This window comes from Chryseobacterium sp. SN22, from assembly GCF_008329705.1.
In the GTDB taxonomy this organism is placed as follows: Bacteria; Bacteroidota; Bacteroidia; order Flavobacteriales; family Weeksellaceae; genus Chryseobacterium.
The window spans coordinates 22182-40897 of the sequence record NZ_VTSX01000019.1 but is presented as its reverse complement, the minus strand read 5'-3'; the positions used below and the strand labels follow the sequence as shown (position 1 = coordinate 40897).

Sequence of the window (18716 nt, the reverse complement as noted above, 5' to 3'; positions counted from 1 at the left end):
TGTAGCTGGTGTTATGGTTGTAAAGGTCCGACGCCTGAGGCTCTCGAAGGTGGAGGATGTGGCTTCGAGAGCCTCAGCCACCGCGGGAAGTTGTAGTTATGGTTGTGAAAGTTGTCCGATGCCTGAGGTTCCCGAAGGTGGAGGTGTGGCTTCGAGAGCCTCAGCCACCGTGGGAAGTTGCAGTTGTGGTTATGGTTGTGAAAGTTGTCCGATGCCTGAGGTTCCCGGAGGCGTAGGGTGTGGCTTCGGCTCCGCTCAGCCACCGGGTGTTGATTTAGTTGTTGTCAGGGTTGTGAAGATGCGATGCTTGAGAACCCCTTAAACGGACGTCCATATAATGCGACAGGTTGTGTCGTATGATCTCTTTTTACTGGTGAAAGCGATCAGGCATGGCCACCGCCTGAGACAGACGGTATTTAAAAAATCCCTGTCTGATGATGGCATGAAATAACCGGCCCGGCTTTCCGGAAATGGCTCAGGACAAAGAAAAAATTTTAGCTTATAAACCAACAGTTAATTGATTGTCTGCAATGGTTAATTGTTTCCTGTGCTTTAACCGGGAAAAATACCGGGAAAACAATCAAAGTCGTCTAGGGATTGATAATAATTCACACTTTATTGACGTTAGCATAAATAAATGCAATTGCCATAGGGCAGAACGATTATTTAATTAATAACCTTAACACGATGAAAACGAAATTCAATGATCCGTTATCCGATGAAGAAGAGTTTAAAGGGACCCTGCTGGTTTTCCTTTCCGAAATCCTCAAAAGCCTGGACCGGAAAGAGCCGTACAGTTCCGGGTATTACGACAGCGCAGATGTCAAACGGCTGCTGAACATCAGCGACCGGACCCTTCACCGGCTCAGGAAATCCAGGGCGGTTCCCTATGTGAAGATCGGGAGGAAAATATTTTATCCCAAATCATTCTTTAACGGGCAGCCGCACGGCGGTCCGGAACAGACGGAAGGGTAGCGGCCCCGTTCCTGTTCTGCCGGTCTTTCAGGTCTCAGGCAGGTTTCGGCATCAAAATCGTATGCTATACTTCAAACAGCACGATATGGATACCGGAAAAATAACAGTCAGACATGCCTCGGGAACTTATACGCTACAGGTAAACACGGAAGATTTCGATAAAGCCTGTAAAAAGATCACCGCGATTATAAAAGGGAAAAACAGATATTTCAGGCACACGCCCGACCCGGATACCGTTCAGGTATTTACGGCAAAAATGCTGCGGCAGAGCGTGGTCACCTTCGAGCGGCAGAAAGCGGGTGCGGGATTGCTTACCCAGGGGATATAAGATCACTTTTACCATGCGTCGGTACTGAAACAGCCTCTTGTTAGGGGCTGTTTTGTTTGGTGTCCGCAGATCGGGGAGACGGTCTTCCCCAACTTAAAAACAGAAATCCATTCAGGAATATCCGGGTCTGCCTCTCTTAAGACCCCCGTTTTGCAGGCCGCCGGGACGCATCAGATAACGGCCTCTTCCCGGAAACCGGAAACCGAATGCCTGTCCCGGGTCTTAATGGCAGGCACCGGATGCCGTAGGCGTAAAACGGCCTGTCCCGCTAAACCGGTCTTCGGGTTTTGCCCGGCATTTGTCCGGTGCCTGTTCGGAAAAAACATCTTTTTTCCGAACAGGTACCGAAGGATTACCGAACGAGTACCGAAGAAAGGCAGGAGGAGGCCTGCCAAAACCTGCCAAAACCTGCCAAAACCGGACACTGCTTTCCCGGGTATTTGAAAACCGGGAAACCTGTTTTACCTTCGTTCCGTTAACCCATAAAAACAGCAACAATGGCAAGAATCACAAAAGGGATCCTCGGGGGATTCTCAGGAAAAGTAGGAACGGTAGTAGGCGCCAGCTGGCGCGGACAGGACATCATCCGGAGCATACCGAAGCCGAGCAGCCGGAAGGCAACGGGGAAGCAGATGCTCCAGCAGCTGAAGTTTAAGCTGGTGATCGATTTCCTTAAGCCGCTTACCGCGATCCAGAACCGGTATTTCGGATCGGGAAGCGGCTCGAAATCCAGGGTGAACCTGGCGGTATCGTATACCATCAGCGAAGCGGTGCAGGTAACGGCGGAAGTTCCGGAACTGGTCTACAGCAAGGTGCTGATCACCAGAGGCGACCTGGCCGGATTCCAGGAGATCACCGCTGCCGTGCAGCCGGGAAACATCATCCGGCTTTCCTGGCAGGACAATTCCGCCCAGGGCAATGCATCGGCCACGGATAAAGCCAGTGCGGTCTGCTACAGTGAAGACCTCGGCACCTTCGGGATCTTTGAATCGGTGGCCGTGAGAACCGGCCTGACCTCGGATCTCACGCTGCCGGATTACTATTCCGGGAAGAAGGTGCAGGTCTGGGCCTATTTCCACAACACGGAAGAGACCTCGGCCTCCAACAGCTCCTACCTCGGCGCGCTGACCATGGTATAGCCACGCATCCCGACCGAATTCTGATCTCCATCCCCGCAGGGATGGGGATTTTTTTTGTTGAGATTCCGGATACCGCTGGTTTATGCTGTGTCAGGATCATTTTCCTCCCTGATCCCCTTGCAATTCTCTTCTCATCTTGCTTTTATTTAAATGATGGGTGGGTGAGCATAGTTCGAGATTGGCAATATCAATATTCCAAAAAGGCTCATTCCTGTTGACAATAACTATGGACCGGTCGTTGAAATCGAATTTTTTCACAAAGCAGTAATAAAGGTATCTGTTCAGTCTTATCCGGACCCGTTTGCATTGATGACTTAGGTTGACATACAGATAACCCTTTGTATCAGAGGTGTCCAGGAAAAGAGAAATGATGTTTTCCCGGAAAAAAGTTTTATTTTTATTCTCCGTCCAGGTATCCAGGCGTTTGATCCTGCCTTTACTGGATATGGCAAAATAGCCTTCAAGATTGGGAATCGGTTTCCATATTTCACCGGGAAGATCCTCCAGTGACATATTCAGGCAGGCAGGAGGATTGTTCTGATCCACAGGAGGTTCGCCGATCTTTTTCCACAGGCTTGTATTGAATACCTTTTTGGATTTACTTTTAGCCTCCGGTATAAAATCCTCTTTGGCAGGCGTATACTCTTTTGGAAACCACCGGAATTTTCCCGCAGTAGTCCTTTTTTTATTGATCACCGCAATGATATGGGTGTGGTGGACTCCCAAAGCTTCACTTGCCGCATAAATATTGTCATAACCCGCAACAAAATCGCCGTCAACGGTGTATTGGCTCACGGCCTGCCAATAATTCCCTTTTTTCCCCCTGCCTGTATTCAGTACTTTGTTACGAAGATCAATAGCTGTTATCTTCCCGAGATTGCTATAATGTACATTAAAGCGATTTTCGTCTTTAAACGATATACGGTAGGAGTGATCATCCATATCAATTTTTTCAACAAAATGATAATAAACCAGACGGGCTGTTGATCTTCCATATACTTTTCCGTCGAGAGAGAGATTGCATCTTACATTATAGAAATGAGCCTTTAGATGCTTGTTGAAATACCTGAAAGCTTGCGGCCTGATAATCCTGTCCGGTATCTGCTGTTCACTATTGACGGGAAGCGGAACCATGCGTTCCAGGCTTTTCACCCGTCCGTAACTGGAAATGGCATAATTCTCAAATCCTTCAATAAGCTCCCATCGCTCATCCGGAAGATCTTCTAAGGAAAAATTGGAAAGAACAGTATCGATATACGGATCTCCTAATTCTGTAGGCAGCTTCATAATTTGAAATATTTCTTTTTAAGTGATTTTTTTACTGATGTCTGATCAATGCAGTGACAAAAATATACATTTGATATTAAAAATAGCCCTGTATGGGAACCCATTATTCTTATATTAAGATTTCGATCAGGATGAATTGTATTCTTATTGATTAATGAAACATCGTTTTTTTAGATTAAATACAATGATTATGAAGTAAAATTTTGCCTGCTTTATATTCAAAACTTTACGTCTATATTATACTCAGCATAAACAGATATGCTTTAGGATAAAATCAAATCTGCCCTCTACAGTGCCAGTGGGAACCGTAACGACATCATACCCCAAATCCATATAGGTTTCCTTCATCCGGTCATACGTTAAAACGGCTTCATCCCAGCTCTGCTTTCGCTCCGTATCGTTTTCATAGATCTTGTCCCATGGTGGTAATATGAAAACCTTCTTATTATAGATTGTCTTCTTTATGGTTTTACTAAATTCTTCAGATACAGGGATATTTTCCATATTCATGTAGCATAAAGTATCCGGCAATCCACGATCAAAAAAAATAATTCTATCGGAACAGGTATCAGAAATTTCATGATAAGCTTCCAGCGATTCTTTAAACATCAGTCGGGCATATAAATATTTATTTTTCCATGGGACACCATCACCGTTTATACGGACCTGATCTTTAATAACGGATCGAGCAGATTCAGGAACCGTTGAAAAGCCCTTACTTTTTAAAAAATCAATTAATGTCGTCTTGCCGGCACCCGGACCGCCTGTAATAATAAATAGCTGCATTTTATCGTTTTTTGCGGTTTGTCTTTGATTTTTTCATTTCATTTTTTTATGATAAAATTATTCTGTTATAATAACTCATTGATATAAAATAATAGCCCATCGGCTGAGAGATGAAAAAGAATGACGACGCTAAATTAGCGGTTGAACATGGTCCAAAATAGGTAATTAATTTGATAAATCCTAAAGATCGGATAAAGTCGTGCAGTTCCGAATTTGTAAAATATGGGTTACTGAAAAGGGTTCCGGAGCCCAGTTCCGGCGTCCGGAACTTTTCAGGGTATTTGATCATGCCGAATCAGGAAATACGGTCCGGACAGAACAGATCGGTAGGATGTATGTCTTAAAGATATGGATTTTATGATTTAACATCAATAATTTTCATTTTTTCAAAAGCTTTCCGAATTCTTCGTTAATTTCAAAACATGATTTTCACCAGGATTTCCATCATACAAAATGATGGAATCAGATACTGTTTATCCCTGTTTGCAGAATTAATGTTAATCTTTCACCGGGTCATTCCAGCGGAAGTCATACGTATTCTCAGACACCATGTAATTAATTTAAATACTCCTGTTTTTAGAGAAAGATTATGAACCAACAGGGTACCGCATCCTTTCAGAAAATCTTCATATTGAAAATAAAATAAGAGATTTTATAATCAATCATATGCCCGGATAAAAAGTGAATATAGATCTTTTTTTTATACATTCCCGATAGGTAATTAGAAATCGTAAAAACACGCTGTGTTTCTCCGGTATACTCCGGTATTTTAATTTTATAAAATTCTTCAACTTCACTTATCAGAAGATGTAAAAAATCATGTTTGTCAGCAGTCATACTCTATGTTTTTAAATTATATTTTGATCCTGTTTTCAGATTGCCGGTAGGTACTTTCATTTATTTACAATCCTTTAACAGATACTTTTACGTAGAAGGAGCTTAAAAACAGAGAGTGTCATTGTAACACGGTCTGTTTTTAGGATTTTACAGTTTCTATTTCCAGAAAGACCATACTTTACCGTTGAACACCGCAAGCTGTTTACTGACGGTATCATATACCATCATTCCCGGGGAAGGGTTAATGATACTAAGGTGGGGGCTTGCCGCTTTTGGGAGCACCATCGCCTTATCGGAAGCCTCCAGCACCAAGATTCCCGGAGTTGAAGTAAGCGGCCCGACAGCCATCTTCGCATTTGTATTTTCGGCAGCGGTGTTCTGGATCAAAGTACCGTCTACACCGGTTAAGGGGTCAACGGTGGTTCCTGCATTATCTACCGACAGGTCTTTCCATAAAGAGGCATACTTTATTTTTACTTTCTTATCCGAAAGATCGTAAATCATTGTCCCGTTCACCGCTCCGGTTACCGAAGCGGCAGAAGTTACCCAGGGCAGGATCATTCCCCTGTTGGCGGTGCCGAACTCTAGGGATACGGAAGGTGAGGAAACCGCAGTCTTTCCGATAGCAACCTGGGCTGAAATGATTCCTGAAAGCATGCTGAATGTTATGATGACTATATTTTTCATTGTTTTGAATGTTATTTTTAAAATTAGTTCGCAGGGCAGCTTTGTGTATTAAGACATGACCAGCCGGCAGGCGTACCTGTCGTATTAACCTGTAAGCAGTCTAAGCTCGTATTATACACCATCATTCCTTCTACCAGGTTGGCTGCAGGAATTGCGGAGATCTGGGCTGTAGTCAGCCTGTTGATAACGAATCCTTTTGTCCTGGACTCAAGCGCCGTCCATGCTCCTTTTCTTACCATCGGCCAGTTGGCATTATTTCCTCCGGCCCTTCCTAATGATGTAATACCCTGTAACGTATTCAGTACCGTTCCGCCTGTAGCAACCACCGGCTTATAGCAGTAGCAGGCCGATACCAGGGCATTTTCAGAATCGCCTGCACCCTGTCCCTGTGTGCCCAGGGTATCAGCAGGACCTCCTGCATTTACCTGCACCGGCACCCCATTTACATTGACGCAGTTTGCAGCATTGCACAGGTTCTGGCTGGCAGCAGAAGATCCTGTTCCTACGCTGAGCCCCGCGTGGGCACCCACGAGCATGCTGTACGCTACATTTTCATCGCCTTCCATCGCATCCAGGCAGCCGTCATTATCGGAATCAAGATCCAGGCGGTTGACGGTACCGTCGCCATCCGTATCTGCTGTACAGTTCAAGTTATAAACACCGAAGATAACTCCGTGGGGGTCATTATTCCCTGTCCAGGTCATCGTTAAGGAAGCTACATCGGCAGGTACAAGGAAAAAAGTATATCCCTGCGGGGTATTAAAGGGGGTATTGGTGGTAAAGGTTGTTCCCGAAGCTCCGGGGGTCGTCGAAACGGCGCCGTCCAATAATGAATATATTCCGGTATTAAAGACATTGGCATTGCCGGCCACCGTCAGAGGAACGGAAAAAGTGTTGGTTACCGAAACGCCTTCTCCTCCCAGCCCGGCAATACCGATGATGTACTGGTACCTGTTGTTATTTGAGCTTAATGAGTTAGCCGTTACTCCGAAATTAATATTTAAAGTCCTGGGAACTGCAGCTGTCATATCCAGATAGGTCGTCGGAAAAGACGCACTCTGAGCACCGTTTACGGTAAGGGTTGCCGAGGATACCGGCGGGGTATACACTCCCCATCCGTTTCCTGTTCCTGATGTTTTGGTAAGGGTGACCCCGCCTCCCGGAAGGGAAGTCCCGGGCGGAACAAGGGGAACCACCGCTGTATTGGTATTGGTTAAGCTGGCAGCAGTCGCCGGAGAAACCGATGCCATCGTTACAGTCCCGGCGCATCCTTCCGCACTGTCTGGAATCCCGTCATTATCGTCATCCAGGTCCGCGCTGTCTAAAATGCCGTCCCCATCGGAATCAGCATCGATAAAGGCTTGGTAAGTACAGTTCGTGGTACTTCCGTTAAGGTCTACGGTTAAGGTGCGGTATCCCCCCTGGCCTGTTCCGTTATAGGTCAGGGGAACATCGATGAACGTTGTGCCGGCGGTAATGGACGCCGCATATGCGGGATTGGTAAAATCCGTTCCCGTCACATTAATGGTATACGTTCCGGGCGCATAAATATTGGAAACAGGAATTCGTAAAGTCCGCTGGGAAGATGTGCCGGCTACGTACGGAGCTGTTCCCTGAAGCGCCATCGCTCCGCAGGCAAAGGTAAAGGGCTGGAAATAATCAACCGATGCCAGGTCAATATTCGATAAACTCAGGTTGGCCACATTATATTGGGTAAGATATTCTGATACACCGGTATGAATATTGATCCGGTAAATCACCACATCATCATTGCCGTTTCCGGAACTTAAAAATACGTACCCGTTCAGGTAAGCCGTTCCCCGTACATTTCCTGCATCGTTGGGCGTGCTGACATTAGCATCCGCATTTCTAACCCCTGCCGGTCCTGAAACAGCTGCGATCTGAGTAGCCGTTGCCGTTGTGGCGCCGGTAATGGCAATACGGTATAGATATCGGGTATAAGTGGTTCCGGAAAGATTCTGCAAAAGCGTATACACATTGTTCTGGTAGTCATAAAAAGTGTCACTGGCAAAGATCGTGGAAGATGAAGCATTCCATATCGCATCGCCGGTAATGCTCATTGGGGTTGCTGAAACGGTAGGGTAAAGCCGGTAAAGGTTTTTTCCGCTGAACCCGAAGGATTGCCCGAAATAGCTTCCAAGCACGTTATTGGTGCCGATGCCGCCGATGCCCACCGGCAATGTCAGCCCCGTGGAGGTACCGTTCTTCAGCAAAGGGCTGTTTGCAGCGGTATCGGAATTCAGGAAAACCAGCGGGCGGCTTGCCTGGGTATTGTCATATCCGACAGCCAGGTTACTGACGGCACCGCCGTTGCTGTTGTTGTAATAGGAAGGCGCGGCAAGATGCGCAGGCAAAGCGGCAGCAACCCCAGAAGGCGTTGAACCGGTAATGTCATACACAAAACCTGTCCCGGCAGAAGACAGATAAAGCCTGCCGGAACTCTGGCAGAAGACTGAACTGCCGGCACAGCATACAAGCAAAATCGGAAGTAAAACTTTGAAAGGAGCACTTCCAATCCGAAAATTCCCGAATAATAGGGGTACTAAATCCATCGGATAAATAAAGTTTTTCATGATCGTTAATTTGTTAATCATAAGTTTTTATTTTGATTAGTTTCTTAAATTACGGATGCCGCAAAATAGGAGGCATAACACCCGGTCACCCATTTTCACATCAGATAAAGCAGATCCCGTTATATTTTAATTCTGCTTTAAAAATTGATTTTTATTCCTGTCTGATTTTTTCTTTTGAACACTACAAATCTATAGCGGCGGTAAAAGTTTCTTTGTAGTGGAACATGGAAGTTGATGTAGTAAAATAACTACAGGATGATGCATTGGGCTTCAACGGAAAAGCCCTCCATGCTTTTCCCTGCTCGTTGTTACCCACAGACAATAATGTGATGTTATCCCAAATTGTTAAAATATTCCCCGATCCTGTACCGGAATACCTGAATTTCCGGGGAAATAAGCGATACAGGCTTACCGGTATTGAAAAAACCGTTTTCAGAATCGCCGTCCCTGTGATCGGCCGGGATGGTGTAATGAAAAAGATGCAGATCCTGCTGACCAATAGAAAAAAAGCGGGACCTACACGTTCTCTTCCGGAATACAACTCCTGCCGGGATCCCAATACGGAATGAAATCCTGTATTCAAACATTGGGGCTCAGCTACGGGAGCAGGGGGGGAACAGTGAATTTATTAAAGAATAGAAAGCTTTCTTAACAGTAGTCTTTTTGTTATAACATCCTTTTAAGGCAATACAAAAAAGAGAAAAAAATTTTTCCATTAAAAAGTCTTTCTGATTTTGATTAAATTTATATGCAGGTGGATGATATTACTTTTCAAAAATTAATATAATTTAGCATGAATAGGCCAGGTATGAAATTGTATAAAAGGGACAGTAACGGTGCAGATAAAGAGATTTATTTGGACAATAATGGAAATAGAAAAACAACAGATTGTCCTACAATTCTCTCTTACTGCAGCCCTTTTGTTTGGTTATTTTGAGATCAAATTCCTGTTCTTCCGATGTTTTACACCGGGAAAATAATCATATTATGGCTCAGGCTCATTTCTCTCACCCTTGGCGGGAGTTTTGGAGAATTTTTATAAGCTTCACCGGGCTGTTTCATCCTCCACAGGTTCTTATCAGAAAAACCTTTAATTTCAGGCTCGGTTTTCATAATCAACTCTGATCACTCTTTTACAACAGCTTGTCCCTATTCACTGATTCCTGTTTTTTGGCTGATGTATGCTCCAGCATTCCAGCAGAGATTTTTCCATTCTGAATTCACAGCCTGTATTCACAAGTCCATTTATACGGATAATATAAAATTTTATTTTAATAAGCAGGTTTTTATTTTATACCGTCCTATTTCGGTTAAAAGTACTTGTTACTGCAACTACAGTATAGCGGGGTCTGAAAACTTTTATAAGAGCTAAAAAACAATGAAATTTGAACGCTAAAAAAAAGGTGGATGATCATTGGAGTCAAAAAGTATACTGAGAAAACATTATAGAAACACTGTAAAAGAATGTCGTTTTTTCAAAGTAAAATTATAAAAAAAATATTACGGAAATACAGGTTTTCTCATGTACAACCCGATTGATAATCCACCGACTGATCATACGGTAAAGAGGGAGGAAATCAATAATTGCTCAAAAAACACAGAATTCTGTTTAACTATAATAAGTCTGTCAGGAACAGATTTTCCCTCAAAATGATCAATTTTATAAAAACTAATTTTTAATAATAACAATGAAAGTACCATTAGAAACAATTTTCAGCTGGTTTGAAAAGGGTGATATGCCCACAGAAAATCAGTTTCAGCAGACCTTTTCCTCATTCCGTCATTTAGATGAAAATATCAGGATGGATGAGATAACGGGTTTAAATGACTATATCAAACAGAACAGGGAGCAGATCGAATTGCTTAAAGGTTCAGGAGCAGATTTTTCCTTTGGAGGAATTTTAAGGCCTACTGATCATATTACCGTTAAGCCCGGGTCAGCAAAATGGTTTTGGGCGGGGAGCGGAGTCTACGCAAATGCTTCGGGAGTTACGGTTGAAAATTTCGGAATAATCTCTTTTGACGGTTCTGTCTGGTCTGTTCTTGAAATTGGTATGCCCGGAGGCGGAGAAGGTGGTTTTGTTGATTTAACACAGGAAGATTAAGATGAGATATACAGGAAGAATTTATTTTACAAATTATGAAAGATCAGATAAAGAAGTGGCAGATCATTTCATATATCCGGTCATGTTTTTCATTAAAAATGAAGATGGAAAGATCATTAAACAGATTGCCTATTCAGCTTCAGGAGAAAAGTCGGAAAGTGAATACGGAACTGGCGGCGGGGGAAGCGGAGGAGCCAACGGAATTGTTTTCCGCGTAAAATCTGAAATACCCGCAGCCTTCGTAAAATCATTTGGAAGTGAAGTCAGAATCGTTTTTTCATGGTCATCCGTCGACAGCATTGACGGCAGTGAGACCGGCGGAGGAACGGCGAGTATTTTAAAAGGAAACACGATTCTGTTTAATAAAAACATTGATCAGGGAGTCAATGATATCGATATCACGCCCTATATTTTGGCGGGAGATAATACCATTACCCTAAGTATAACAGACAGTTATGGAAATAACAGACAATTAAAATATACTATTCAGACAGTAGCGCTTGCGGTAAGCACGACCTACGACAAAACCGTTATCAATTCGGGACCGGTAATTTTCCGGTATATCCCAACCGGGAATGTCGAGAAGACGATTCATTTCAAATTAAACGGATCAGATCTTCCGCCCGTGGTTACTTCAATTAATAACAAAGAATTATTATATGAAATCCCTGAGCAGCCTCATGGCGTACATCGTTTAGAGGTATATATGACCGCTGATCTGTCAGGAGAAATCATTGAAAGCAACCACTTGTTTACAGACATCATCTGTGCTGTTGCCGGTAATTTGACGCCGCTGGTTTCTTCAGCAAATAATGTTACCGCTAATCAGTACGCTCCGGCTTCCATTGAGTATCTGGTGTATTCACCATCGTCAAATTACAGCGATGTTGAGATTTTGGTCGACGGCGTGAAGGTTTCTGAACTACTGGTAAACAGAAGCCTGCAGAAGTTCACCTATACATTTACGGACTCAGGAGCGCACACTGTGACTTTTACATGTGGCAGTGTCACAAAAAACACTTCCGTCGTTGTAACGGCGTTTGATATCCAGGTTGAAGCCGAAACGTTAGGCCTGGAATTATTTTTAAGCAGCCGAAACAGAAGCAATTCAGAGATTAACAAAAACGAGTGGAAATACAAAAACCTGTCATGTACCCTGACTGATTTTGATTTCAGCACCAACGGATGGATCCAGGATTCAAAAGGTTCTGTGGCACTTAAAGTGAGCGGAAATGCAAGGGTTGAGATTCCTTTTAAAATATTTGACAGCGATTTTAAAACCGGTGGTAAAACATTAGAGTTTGAATTTTCAACTTCAGATGTTAAAAACAGTGACAGTACAATTCTTTCATGCAAAAATGGAAATGTCGGATTTGTTGCGACCTCAAATTCGTTTTCGTTCAGTTCTGAGCAGGACGGCACATCCATCTTTTTTAAGGAAGAGGAAAGAATCCGTGTAAGTGTAGTCGTTACAAAGGTTGCAGACCAAAGATTGGTATTCGTGTATATCAATGGAATTATATCTTCATTATACCAGTATAATTCATTAGACAGCTTTTTACAGCAAGCTCCTCAAAACATGACTATTGGGAGCAGTGACTGTACGATCCATCTATATAACATCAGGGTGTATAATAACAATCTAAACGCCGGTCAGATGTTGTCCAATTTCATTGCTGACATGGATAACCTCGTTGAAAAGGTCAGCATTTACGAAAGAAATAAATTGTACGATGCGTTCGGAAATTTGTCTTACGATAAATGTTTACAATCCATTCCATGCTTAACCATTGTCGGGGATCTGCCGACTTATAAGGGCGATAAAAAAACGATTGCCGGAGAATATGAAAATGCCCGGGATCCTTCAAAATCGTTTTCTTATGTCAATGCGGGTATTGATGTCCAGGGTACATCATCACAGTATTATCCCCGGAAAAACTTTAAAATCAAATTTAACGGAGGCTTTAAAAATGGCGAATCGGTTTCTTCCAGGTATAAGCTTCGTGATCATTCATTGGCTGAAAAGACATTTACTTTTAAAGCCGATTTTATGGAATCCTCCGGTTCTCACAACATCGGTCTGGCGAGGCTTGCACAGGATTCTCTGAATCAGTTAGGCTACCTGGTTCCTCCTCAGTTAGTGGATCCTGATATCAGAACCACAATGGACGGGTTTCCGATGCTTATTTTTCACCGTGCGACACCGGACTCGGAGCGTATTTTTCTCGGAAAATATAATTTCAATAATGATAAGTCGAATGAAGCCACAACGGGTTTTACAGGGGGCCAGGAATGCTGGGAATTTTTAAACAATACGTCAGACAATACCTTATTTATTGCTACGGATTTTCAGAGCGTAGACGGAAATGGCAGGCATTTATGGAAAAATGATTTTGAGGCAAGATATCCGGAAGACAATGAAGATACTTCGAACCTTGAAGCTTTGCATACATGGATCGTGAGCTGCAAAAATAATCCTGCCAAATTCAGGACCGAGGCTCAGGATCATTTCAATATTCGGTTTTTACTGTTTTATTATGTCTTCACTGAGTTTTTCGCCATGGTCGATCAGCGCGCTAAAAATCAGATGTTTGCGATGTACCCGGACGCTGAAGGAGACAAGCGCTGGTATCTTATTTTTTACGATAACGACACGGTTTTAGGCCTTAACAATGAAGGGCACAATGTCTATGATTACTGGGTAGAAGCCCACGACCAGGTAGGTAGCGGTTTTGTCTGGAATGGCGCGCTTTCAGAGCTTTGGAAATTGGTTGAAGCTGCTTTTGATACTGAAATTACGGCTTTGTATCAGCAAATGAGAGCTTCAGGAATTCTGACTTATGATAAGTGCAACACGTATTTTAACACCTTGGAATCTGACCAATGGGCGGAAAGTATTTTTAATGAAGATGCAAAGTACAAGTACATTGATCCTTTGGTGGCAGCCGGGAACGGAAGTTACTTATATACGGCTCAGGGCTCAAGAAAATCACATAGAAATTATTGGTTGCTGAATCGTTTCAGATACATGGACGGGAAATATGACACCTCTACTTTCTCTTCGGACTATATTACGATGAGGCTTTATACACCTTCGGGCACGCCTGCAGTTCCGCCAAATGCTAATTTTTTATTGACGGCTCAGAAAGACGGCTACACGAAAATTAAGTTTGGTTCTTACACCAGCCGTGCCAGATTGCGTAAAAATGCCGCCTCCCTGGTACAGGCTCCGGCGATCACCTTCAATGACACTGAAACCATTATTTATGGAGCTTCAGCAATTAAAGATCTTGGGGATTTGTCCGGAAAGTATCTGGGAACACTTGATGTATCGAAGGCTTTGAATTTATCAAGATTAAGAATAGGAAGCCAGATTTCAGGATATTCCAATCAAAATTTGCGGACGCTGTTCATCGGAAATAATACGCTGTTGGAAGAATTGGATATTACCAATTGTCCCAATTTGAAGCAGTCAGTAGATTTAACAGGCTGTACAAGTATTAAAAGAGTTTCTGCTGCAGGTACGGGAATATCGTCGGTATTATTGCCAAAAGGTGGTTTGCTTGTGTCTTTAACGCTTCCTTCTACGGCAAGTACCCTGATTTTGGACAACCAGAAATTTATTACTGATTCAAATTTAATTTTTACGCCAAATTCGATAAGAACGCTCGTGATCAAGGATTGCCCTTTAATCAATGTAAATAGTATTGTTTCCAACTTAAAAAATGTAAGTCGGTTAAGGGTTAATAATCTGAATGGCAGCAGTGCTTCGAGTGAGACTTTTTTCCCCATCATTAATGCTAAGGGGATTGATGATTCGGGCAACACAACGCCGCATGCTGTAGTTGAAGGAACATGGAACTTTACGACCATATACGAAGAAGATAAAACTTTCATGGAAGCCCATTGGCCTGACTTTCATTTTACATTTTCAAATGTTGCCGCTTTTATTCAAATTTCGAATGCCGCCAGGAAAGCTACCTTATTAAATGTCTTTAATACCAACGGTGATGGAGAACTCAGTTTTGCAGAAGCAAGAGCTGTTACCAGTATTCCTGCTGACACTTTCAACACATCAGTAAATCCTTCGAGAGAGCTTTCTTACAGTTTTGATGAGTTTAGATTTTTCACGAATGTAGAGACGATCGGAGATCGTGCGTTTAAATCAAATAGTTTGATAAGCATTGTTTTTCCGCCCAACATAAAAAAGATAGGTTCTAATGCGTTTTACTTTCAGTCTCAAACTGTCGTTGCCGGAAATTTTGATAAGCTGGAGGAGCTTGGTGAAACTCCGTTTTATGGAAAATATTTAGACATTAATCTGTTTAAAAATGTTAAAACGTATACAGAAAATTCATTTAAATATATGTATCCGAGAGCGGGAAAATATACTCTTCCTTATATCACGAGGATTTTCAACAGCATGCTTAACAATAACATAGAATTTGAGAATGTGGAAGAAGGGGTTACCAATCTTGTTGATCTGTCGGGATGTTCCAGCTTGGAAAGAATAGATTCATATGGACTTTATTTGAGAATGAGAGCGGGTGAAAATGAAGTTACTATTATTCTTCCGGCTTCAATTAATTATCTGGAGAATTACTGCCTGCCAATCAGTGCAAGTGTAGGACAGCAAGGCGTTACAAGAGTAATCATAAAAGTATTGGCCACGACACCTCCTGTTTTGGTCGGGACTAACCTTGTTGCTGACGGGATCATAATAGATAAAGTCGAAATTCATGTCCCAGCCGGAAGTGTTTCTGCCTATAAGGCTGCGACAAACTGGAGCTATTTTGCATCAAAAATTTATCCGATCACATAATAATAATAATAAAATATGAAACAGACAGATAATATAATGAAAGCAGAGCCGGGGAAATGTTTTAGAAGAAAAATAGACGGGGTTATTTTCGGTGATGAAATCTATTTGGGAACGACCTGCTATCTCGACGGAATAAAACTCGAAAAACCGATTCAGGAAAACCCTGATGATTTTGAAGAGATTGATATCGGGGCAGAAACCGAAGAAGCTGATTGAAAATGATACATTGTACTACTCATTTCCCGAACGGGAATTTATAACCGGTCCTGGCCATATGATAAAGATCTCAGGACAAATATAAATAATTAAACCGGAGCAGAACCTTTTCTGCTCCGGCTTTTGTTAGGATAGCTTGGATTTAAGAAATGGAGTAGTCCTTTGTTTACAATGATTAATTGTTATGCTGTAATAAAGACTCCAAAAAAAAATAATTGTAAATGTGACACTCTTTGTCGCGACTTATGCCTATATTTGACTGTATTATAATAATGTAAGTGTTTGTGAAAGATTTTTATTTTCACCGCTTAATGAATTTCCGTAAAATTGCAAACTTTGTAAATACAACAAATCATTGTTTATGATGAAAAAAATACAATTTTTGAGCTGGTTGTCTTTAAGTTTTTATGGGGTTGGTCAGATTCCCGATTTACCTGCTATGTCCAGGCCGAATGTAAGCCGTATCCAAAATTATGCTGACCAGAACTATTATACGCCTGCAAAGCCAAATATTCCCTTTGTTCCTCATGGTGGCTTATCCAATCAGAGAAGGGCACAGATAGAACAGCAGAATCAAAGAATGTTTCAGGATGATTTTAAAAGGATTGCTCAGGAACAGGAGCTCACAAAGAACAAAGAAGAATACAACAGGCAACAGGCCTTAGAGCATTCATTTTACAACCTTCCTTCTTTGTCAGGAAAGGCAGGGGCGCAAGCCTATTACGATGCTTACCATCAATTAGCGTCACTCAATCCTGAAAACTACGCTGTAAGTCAAGCAAACTTCATTGTGGAAAATGCTTACTATGAAGGTAAACAGAACTTTAATCAGTTTAAATCCGGTATACAGAAAACATCTAAGCAGCTTTTGCAGAAGATGAAAGACAGAAAACAGGATACTGAAAGCAGTACAGATAAAAACCTGATGATATTTGAGTTTCTGTCAAAAGGCATGAAGCTGGGAGGAGTTCAGCACAAAGCCGTCAAATATGATTTTGAGGATTATATGGGCACAAAGGATTGGAGCAAAATGTTTGTTTCGAAACTTCTTAAAACAGGCTCGGGACAATGCCATTCTATGCCCTTACTATATCTGATGCTGGCAGAAGAAATGAATACCGAAGCGTATTTGGCGTATGCACCTAACCATACGTACATCAGGTTTTTAGATGGTGAAGGAGAATGGCAGAATGCCGAGCTGACCAATGGGATCTTTACAGCCAATTCTTTAATTCTGGAATCCGGCTATATCAAATCCGAGGCTTTGCAGAATGACATTTACATGAAAAATCTGAGTAAGAAAGAACTTTTAGCACATTTCTATGCGGATTTGGCCAACGGATATATTCACAAATACGGGATGGATGAGTTTGTGGACAATACATTGGATAAGGCACTGGAATACTCTCCCAATAACATTTATGCCAACCAGCTTAAATCCATGTACCAGCAGGCAAGATTAGCGTATGTGGCAGGTCAACTGGGAGTTACAGACTTGGAAAACCCGGAAGACCTTAAAAAGATAAGATTTTACCCTCAGGCAGTCGCTTTGTTACAGGAAACCAAAGCCCAGTTTAACCATATTGACAATCTGGGATTCGTGATGATGCCCGAAGGAGCTTACGAACAGTGGCTGGGCAATATGAAAGGGGAATCTAATAGACAAAAAAGCGAGGAACTTGCTGACAGGATGAGACAGGTGAATGCCGAAAAACAAAAGCAGAAACAGCAGGAAGCTTTGAAACAAGCCCGGGAACAGAAGAAAAGAGAATCAGAACAATCTAAAGAGAAAGCCCGGTATTTCAAAATAGACCCAAAACATTTTTAATGAAAAAATATTTACAAACTAAAACAGCAACGCTGTTTTTAATATTCTTCTGGCTTAGCTCTGTAATGGTTAAAGCCCAAAGCAATCAATTTTACAATGATGCTTACCAGGCCATCGACAATATGTTGAATGATAAGCAGAAATACAGTTTTAAAGATGCGGTATTCAGTGTAGAGAATGCTTATTTTCAGGGGAAGTTAGATACGGTGCAACTCAACAACCAAGTCAGGTTTTTAACGAGGTTTGCAAAGGCAATTATGGCAAACAGGGAACTGACCTATAAGCAGTCAGATAAAGACAAGGTAAGCAGGTATGCAGCCGTATATTCCATCATGTGCCGGTCTTTACCGATTGCTGTTAAAGATACCGTGGTTCAGTATAAGCCCTTTCACTATGATTTTAAAGATATTTTCGGACACAATGATATAACAAACCTTTTTGTGTCGAAACTATTAATGACTAAAGAAGGGAACTGCAATTCCATGCCTTACCTCTACAAGATTTTAGCTGAGGAATTGGGAGTGGATGCAAATCTGGCATTGGCACCGAGCCATGTTTATATCAAGCACCAGATCAAATCCGATGGCTGGTACAATACAGAGCTTACAAGTGGCATATTTCCACAGGATTCATGGTTAATGGCTTCCGGTTACATTCATTTGGATGCCATCAAAAACGGGGTGTTTATGAAAGCCCTGAACAATAAAGAAAGCCTTGCTTTATGTTTATTTGATTTAGCACAGGCATACAACAGGAATTTTCCTGATAATGATGGTGAGTTTGTATTAAAAACCATCAACAGAGCCTTAGAAATTTATCCCAACTTTGCTAAAGCCTTAATCCTAAGAGCTGAAACTCATAAAGCACAGTTTGCAAAATTGATGGATCAACAGAATTTGAGTTCCACCAATCCTGAAAACATAAAAAAGGCTCAACAGGACCCGAAAGCCAAAGAACTCATGCAGCTGATGACTAAAGAATATACCCACATCTATGAGCTGGGTTACCGGCAGATGCCGGAGGAGATGTACCTGGATTGGTTGGTATCACTAAAAACCGAAAGAGAAAAATACGAGAATAAAAAATTATTAAATAACTTTACGAAATAACCA

General features: G+C 42.1%; 14 protein-coding genes. 9 read left to right on the top strand and 5 right to left on the bottom strand.

Annotated features, from left to right (window positions below; genetic code table 11):
- Positions 1-687 precede the first annotated feature (687 nt).
- On the top strand, positions 688-975 hold the full coding sequence (locus FY557_RS13815) for a helix-turn-helix domain-containing protein (protein ID WP_149247825.1): 288 nt from the start codon (positions 688-690) through the stop codon (positions 973-975).
- Between the two features lie 61 nt (positions 976-1036).
- Complete coding sequence (locus FY557_RS13810) at positions 1037-1303, top strand: hypothetical protein (RefSeq protein WP_149247824.1); 267 nt, start codon at positions 1037-1039, stop codon at positions 1301-1303.
- A 222-nt stretch (positions 1304-1525) separates the two neighbouring features.
- Here FY557_RS13810 and FY557_RS13805 read toward each other — a convergent pair whose 3' ends face one another.
- On the bottom strand, positions 1526-1801 hold the full coding sequence (locus FY557_RS13805) for a hypothetical protein (protein WP_149247823.1): 276 nt from the start codon (positions 1799-1801) through the stop codon (positions 1526-1528).
- Here FY557_RS13805 and FY557_RS13800 point away from each other — a divergent pair.
- The gene (locus FY557_RS13800; RefSeq protein ID WP_149247822.1) at positions 1801-2442 is read left to right on the top strand and encodes a DUF6266 family protein; all 642 of its coding nucleotides are present in this window, start codon (positions 1801-1803) and stop codon (positions 2440-2442) included. The two genes, FY557_RS13805 and FY557_RS13800, sit on opposite strands and share 1 nt — an antisense overlap.
- A 96-nt stretch (positions 2443-2538) precedes the next feature.
- On the opposite strand, the gene FY557_RS13795 is transcribed toward FY557_RS13800, so the two are convergent.
- From FY557_RS13795 to FY557_RS13780, 4 genes are all read right to left on the bottom strand, one after another.
- Positions 2539-3729, bottom strand: a complete 1191-nt coding sequence (locus FY557_RS13795) for an NUMOD4 domain-containing protein (RefSeq protein WP_149247821.1) — start codon at positions 3727-3729, stop codon at positions 2539-2541.
- 243 nt (positions 3730-3972) lie between these two features.
- Entirely contained in the window at positions 3973-4515 is a 543-nt protein-coding gene (locus tag FY557_RS13790) for an AAA family ATPase (protein WP_149247820.1), read from the bottom strand.
- A gap of 993 nt (positions 4516-5508) precedes the next feature.
- Complete coding sequence (locus FY557_RS13785) at positions 5509-6039, bottom strand: hypothetical protein (protein WP_149247819.1); 531 nt, start codon at positions 6037-6039, stop codon at positions 5509-5511.
- Between the two features lie 23 nt (positions 6040-6062).
- Entirely contained in the window at positions 6063-8654 is a 2592-nt protein-coding gene (locus FY557_RS13780; protein ID WP_149247818.1) for a hypothetical protein, read from the bottom strand.
- Positions 8655-8962: 308 nt separating this feature from the next.
- On the opposite strand from FY557_RS13780, the gene FY557_RS13775 reads away from it, so the two are divergent.
- From FY557_RS13775 to FY557_RS13745, 6 genes are all read left to right on the top strand, one after another.
- Positions 8963-9202 carry a hypothetical protein gene (locus FY557_RS13775; protein WP_149247817.1) on the top strand — a complete coding sequence of 80 codons (240 nt, stop codon included), beginning with the start codon at positions 8963-8965 and terminating at the stop codon, positions 9200-9202.
- A gap of 1119 nt (positions 9203-10321) precedes the next feature.
- Positions 10322-10738: a hypothetical protein gene (locus tag FY557_RS13765; protein ID WP_149247815.1), complete on the top strand. Its 417-nt coding sequence runs from the start codon at positions 10322-10324 to the stop codon at positions 10736-10738.
- A gap of 82 nt (positions 10739-10820) precedes the next feature.
- On the top strand, positions 10821-15560 hold the full coding sequence (locus FY557_RS13760; RefSeq protein WP_185151731.1) for a leucine-rich repeat protein: 4740 nt from the start codon (positions 10821-10823) through the stop codon (positions 15558-15560).
- Positions 15561-15575: 15 nt separating this feature from the next.
- Positions 15576-15776 carry a hypothetical protein gene (locus tag FY557_RS13755; RefSeq protein WP_149247813.1) on the top strand — a complete coding sequence of 67 codons (201 nt, stop codon included), beginning with the start codon at positions 15576-15578 and terminating at the stop codon, positions 15774-15776.
- A gap of 361 nt (positions 15777-16137) precedes the next feature.
- Positions 16138-17604 (top strand): hypothetical protein, encoded by a 1467-nt coding sequence (locus FY557_RS13750; protein WP_149247812.1) that lies wholly within the window; start codon positions 16138-16140, stop codon positions 17602-17604.
- Positions 17604-18713, top strand: a complete 1110-nt coding sequence (locus FY557_RS13745) for a hypothetical protein (protein ID WP_149247811.1) — start codon at positions 17604-17606, stop codon at positions 18711-18713. The genes FY557_RS13750 and FY557_RS13745 overlap by 1 nt, the downstream gene beginning before the upstream one ends.
- The last annotated feature ends 3 nt before the right edge of the window (positions 18714-18716 follow it).

Coding starts and splice junctions, on each gene's coding strand:
- FY557_RS13750 (WP_149247812.1), top strand. CDS start 16,138: ATGATGAAAAAAATACAATTTTTGAGCTGGTTGTCTTTAAGTTTTTAT.
- FY557_RS13800 (WP_149247822.1), top strand. CDS start 1,801: ATGGCAAGAATCACAAAAGGGATCCTCGGGGGATTCTCAGGAAAAGTA.
- FY557_RS13795 (WP_149247821.1), bottom strand. CDS start 3,729: ATGAAGCTGCCTACAGAATTAGGAGATCCGTATATCGATACTGTTCTT.
- FY557_RS13790 (WP_149247820.1), bottom strand. CDS start 4,515: ATGCAGCTATTTATTATTACAGGCGGTCCGGGTGCCGGCAAGACGACA.
- FY557_RS13755 (WP_149247813.1), top strand. CDS start 15,576: ATGAAACAGACAGATAATATAATGAAAGCAGAGCCGGGGAAATGTTTT.
- FY557_RS13780 (WP_149247818.1), bottom strand. CDS start 8,654: ATGATTAACAAATTAACGATCATGAAAAACTTTATTTATCCGATGGAT.
- FY557_RS13810 (WP_149247824.1), top strand. CDS start 1,037: ATGCTATACTTCAAACAGCACGATATGGATACCGGAAAAATAACAGTC.
- FY557_RS13785 (WP_149247819.1), bottom strand. CDS start 6,039: ATGAAAAATATAGTCATCATAACATTCAGCATGCTTTCAGGAATCATT.
- FY557_RS13745 (WP_149247811.1), top strand. CDS start 17,604: ATGAAAAAATATTTACAAACTAAAACAGCAACGCTGTTTTTAATATTC.
- FY557_RS13765 (WP_149247815.1), top strand. CDS start 10,322: ATGAAAGTACCATTAGAAACAATTTTCAGCTGGTTTGAAAAGGGTGAT.
- FY557_RS13775 (WP_149247817.1), top strand. CDS start 8,963: ATGTTATCCCAAATTGTTAAAATATTCCCCGATCCTGTACCGGAATAC.
- FY557_RS13760 (WP_185151731.1), top strand. CDS start 10,821: ATGTTTTTCATTAAAAATGAAGATGGAAAGATCATTAAACAGATTGCC.
- FY557_RS13815 (WP_149247825.1), top strand. CDS start 688: ATGAAAACGAAATTCAATGATCCGTTATCCGATGAAGAAGAGTTTAAA.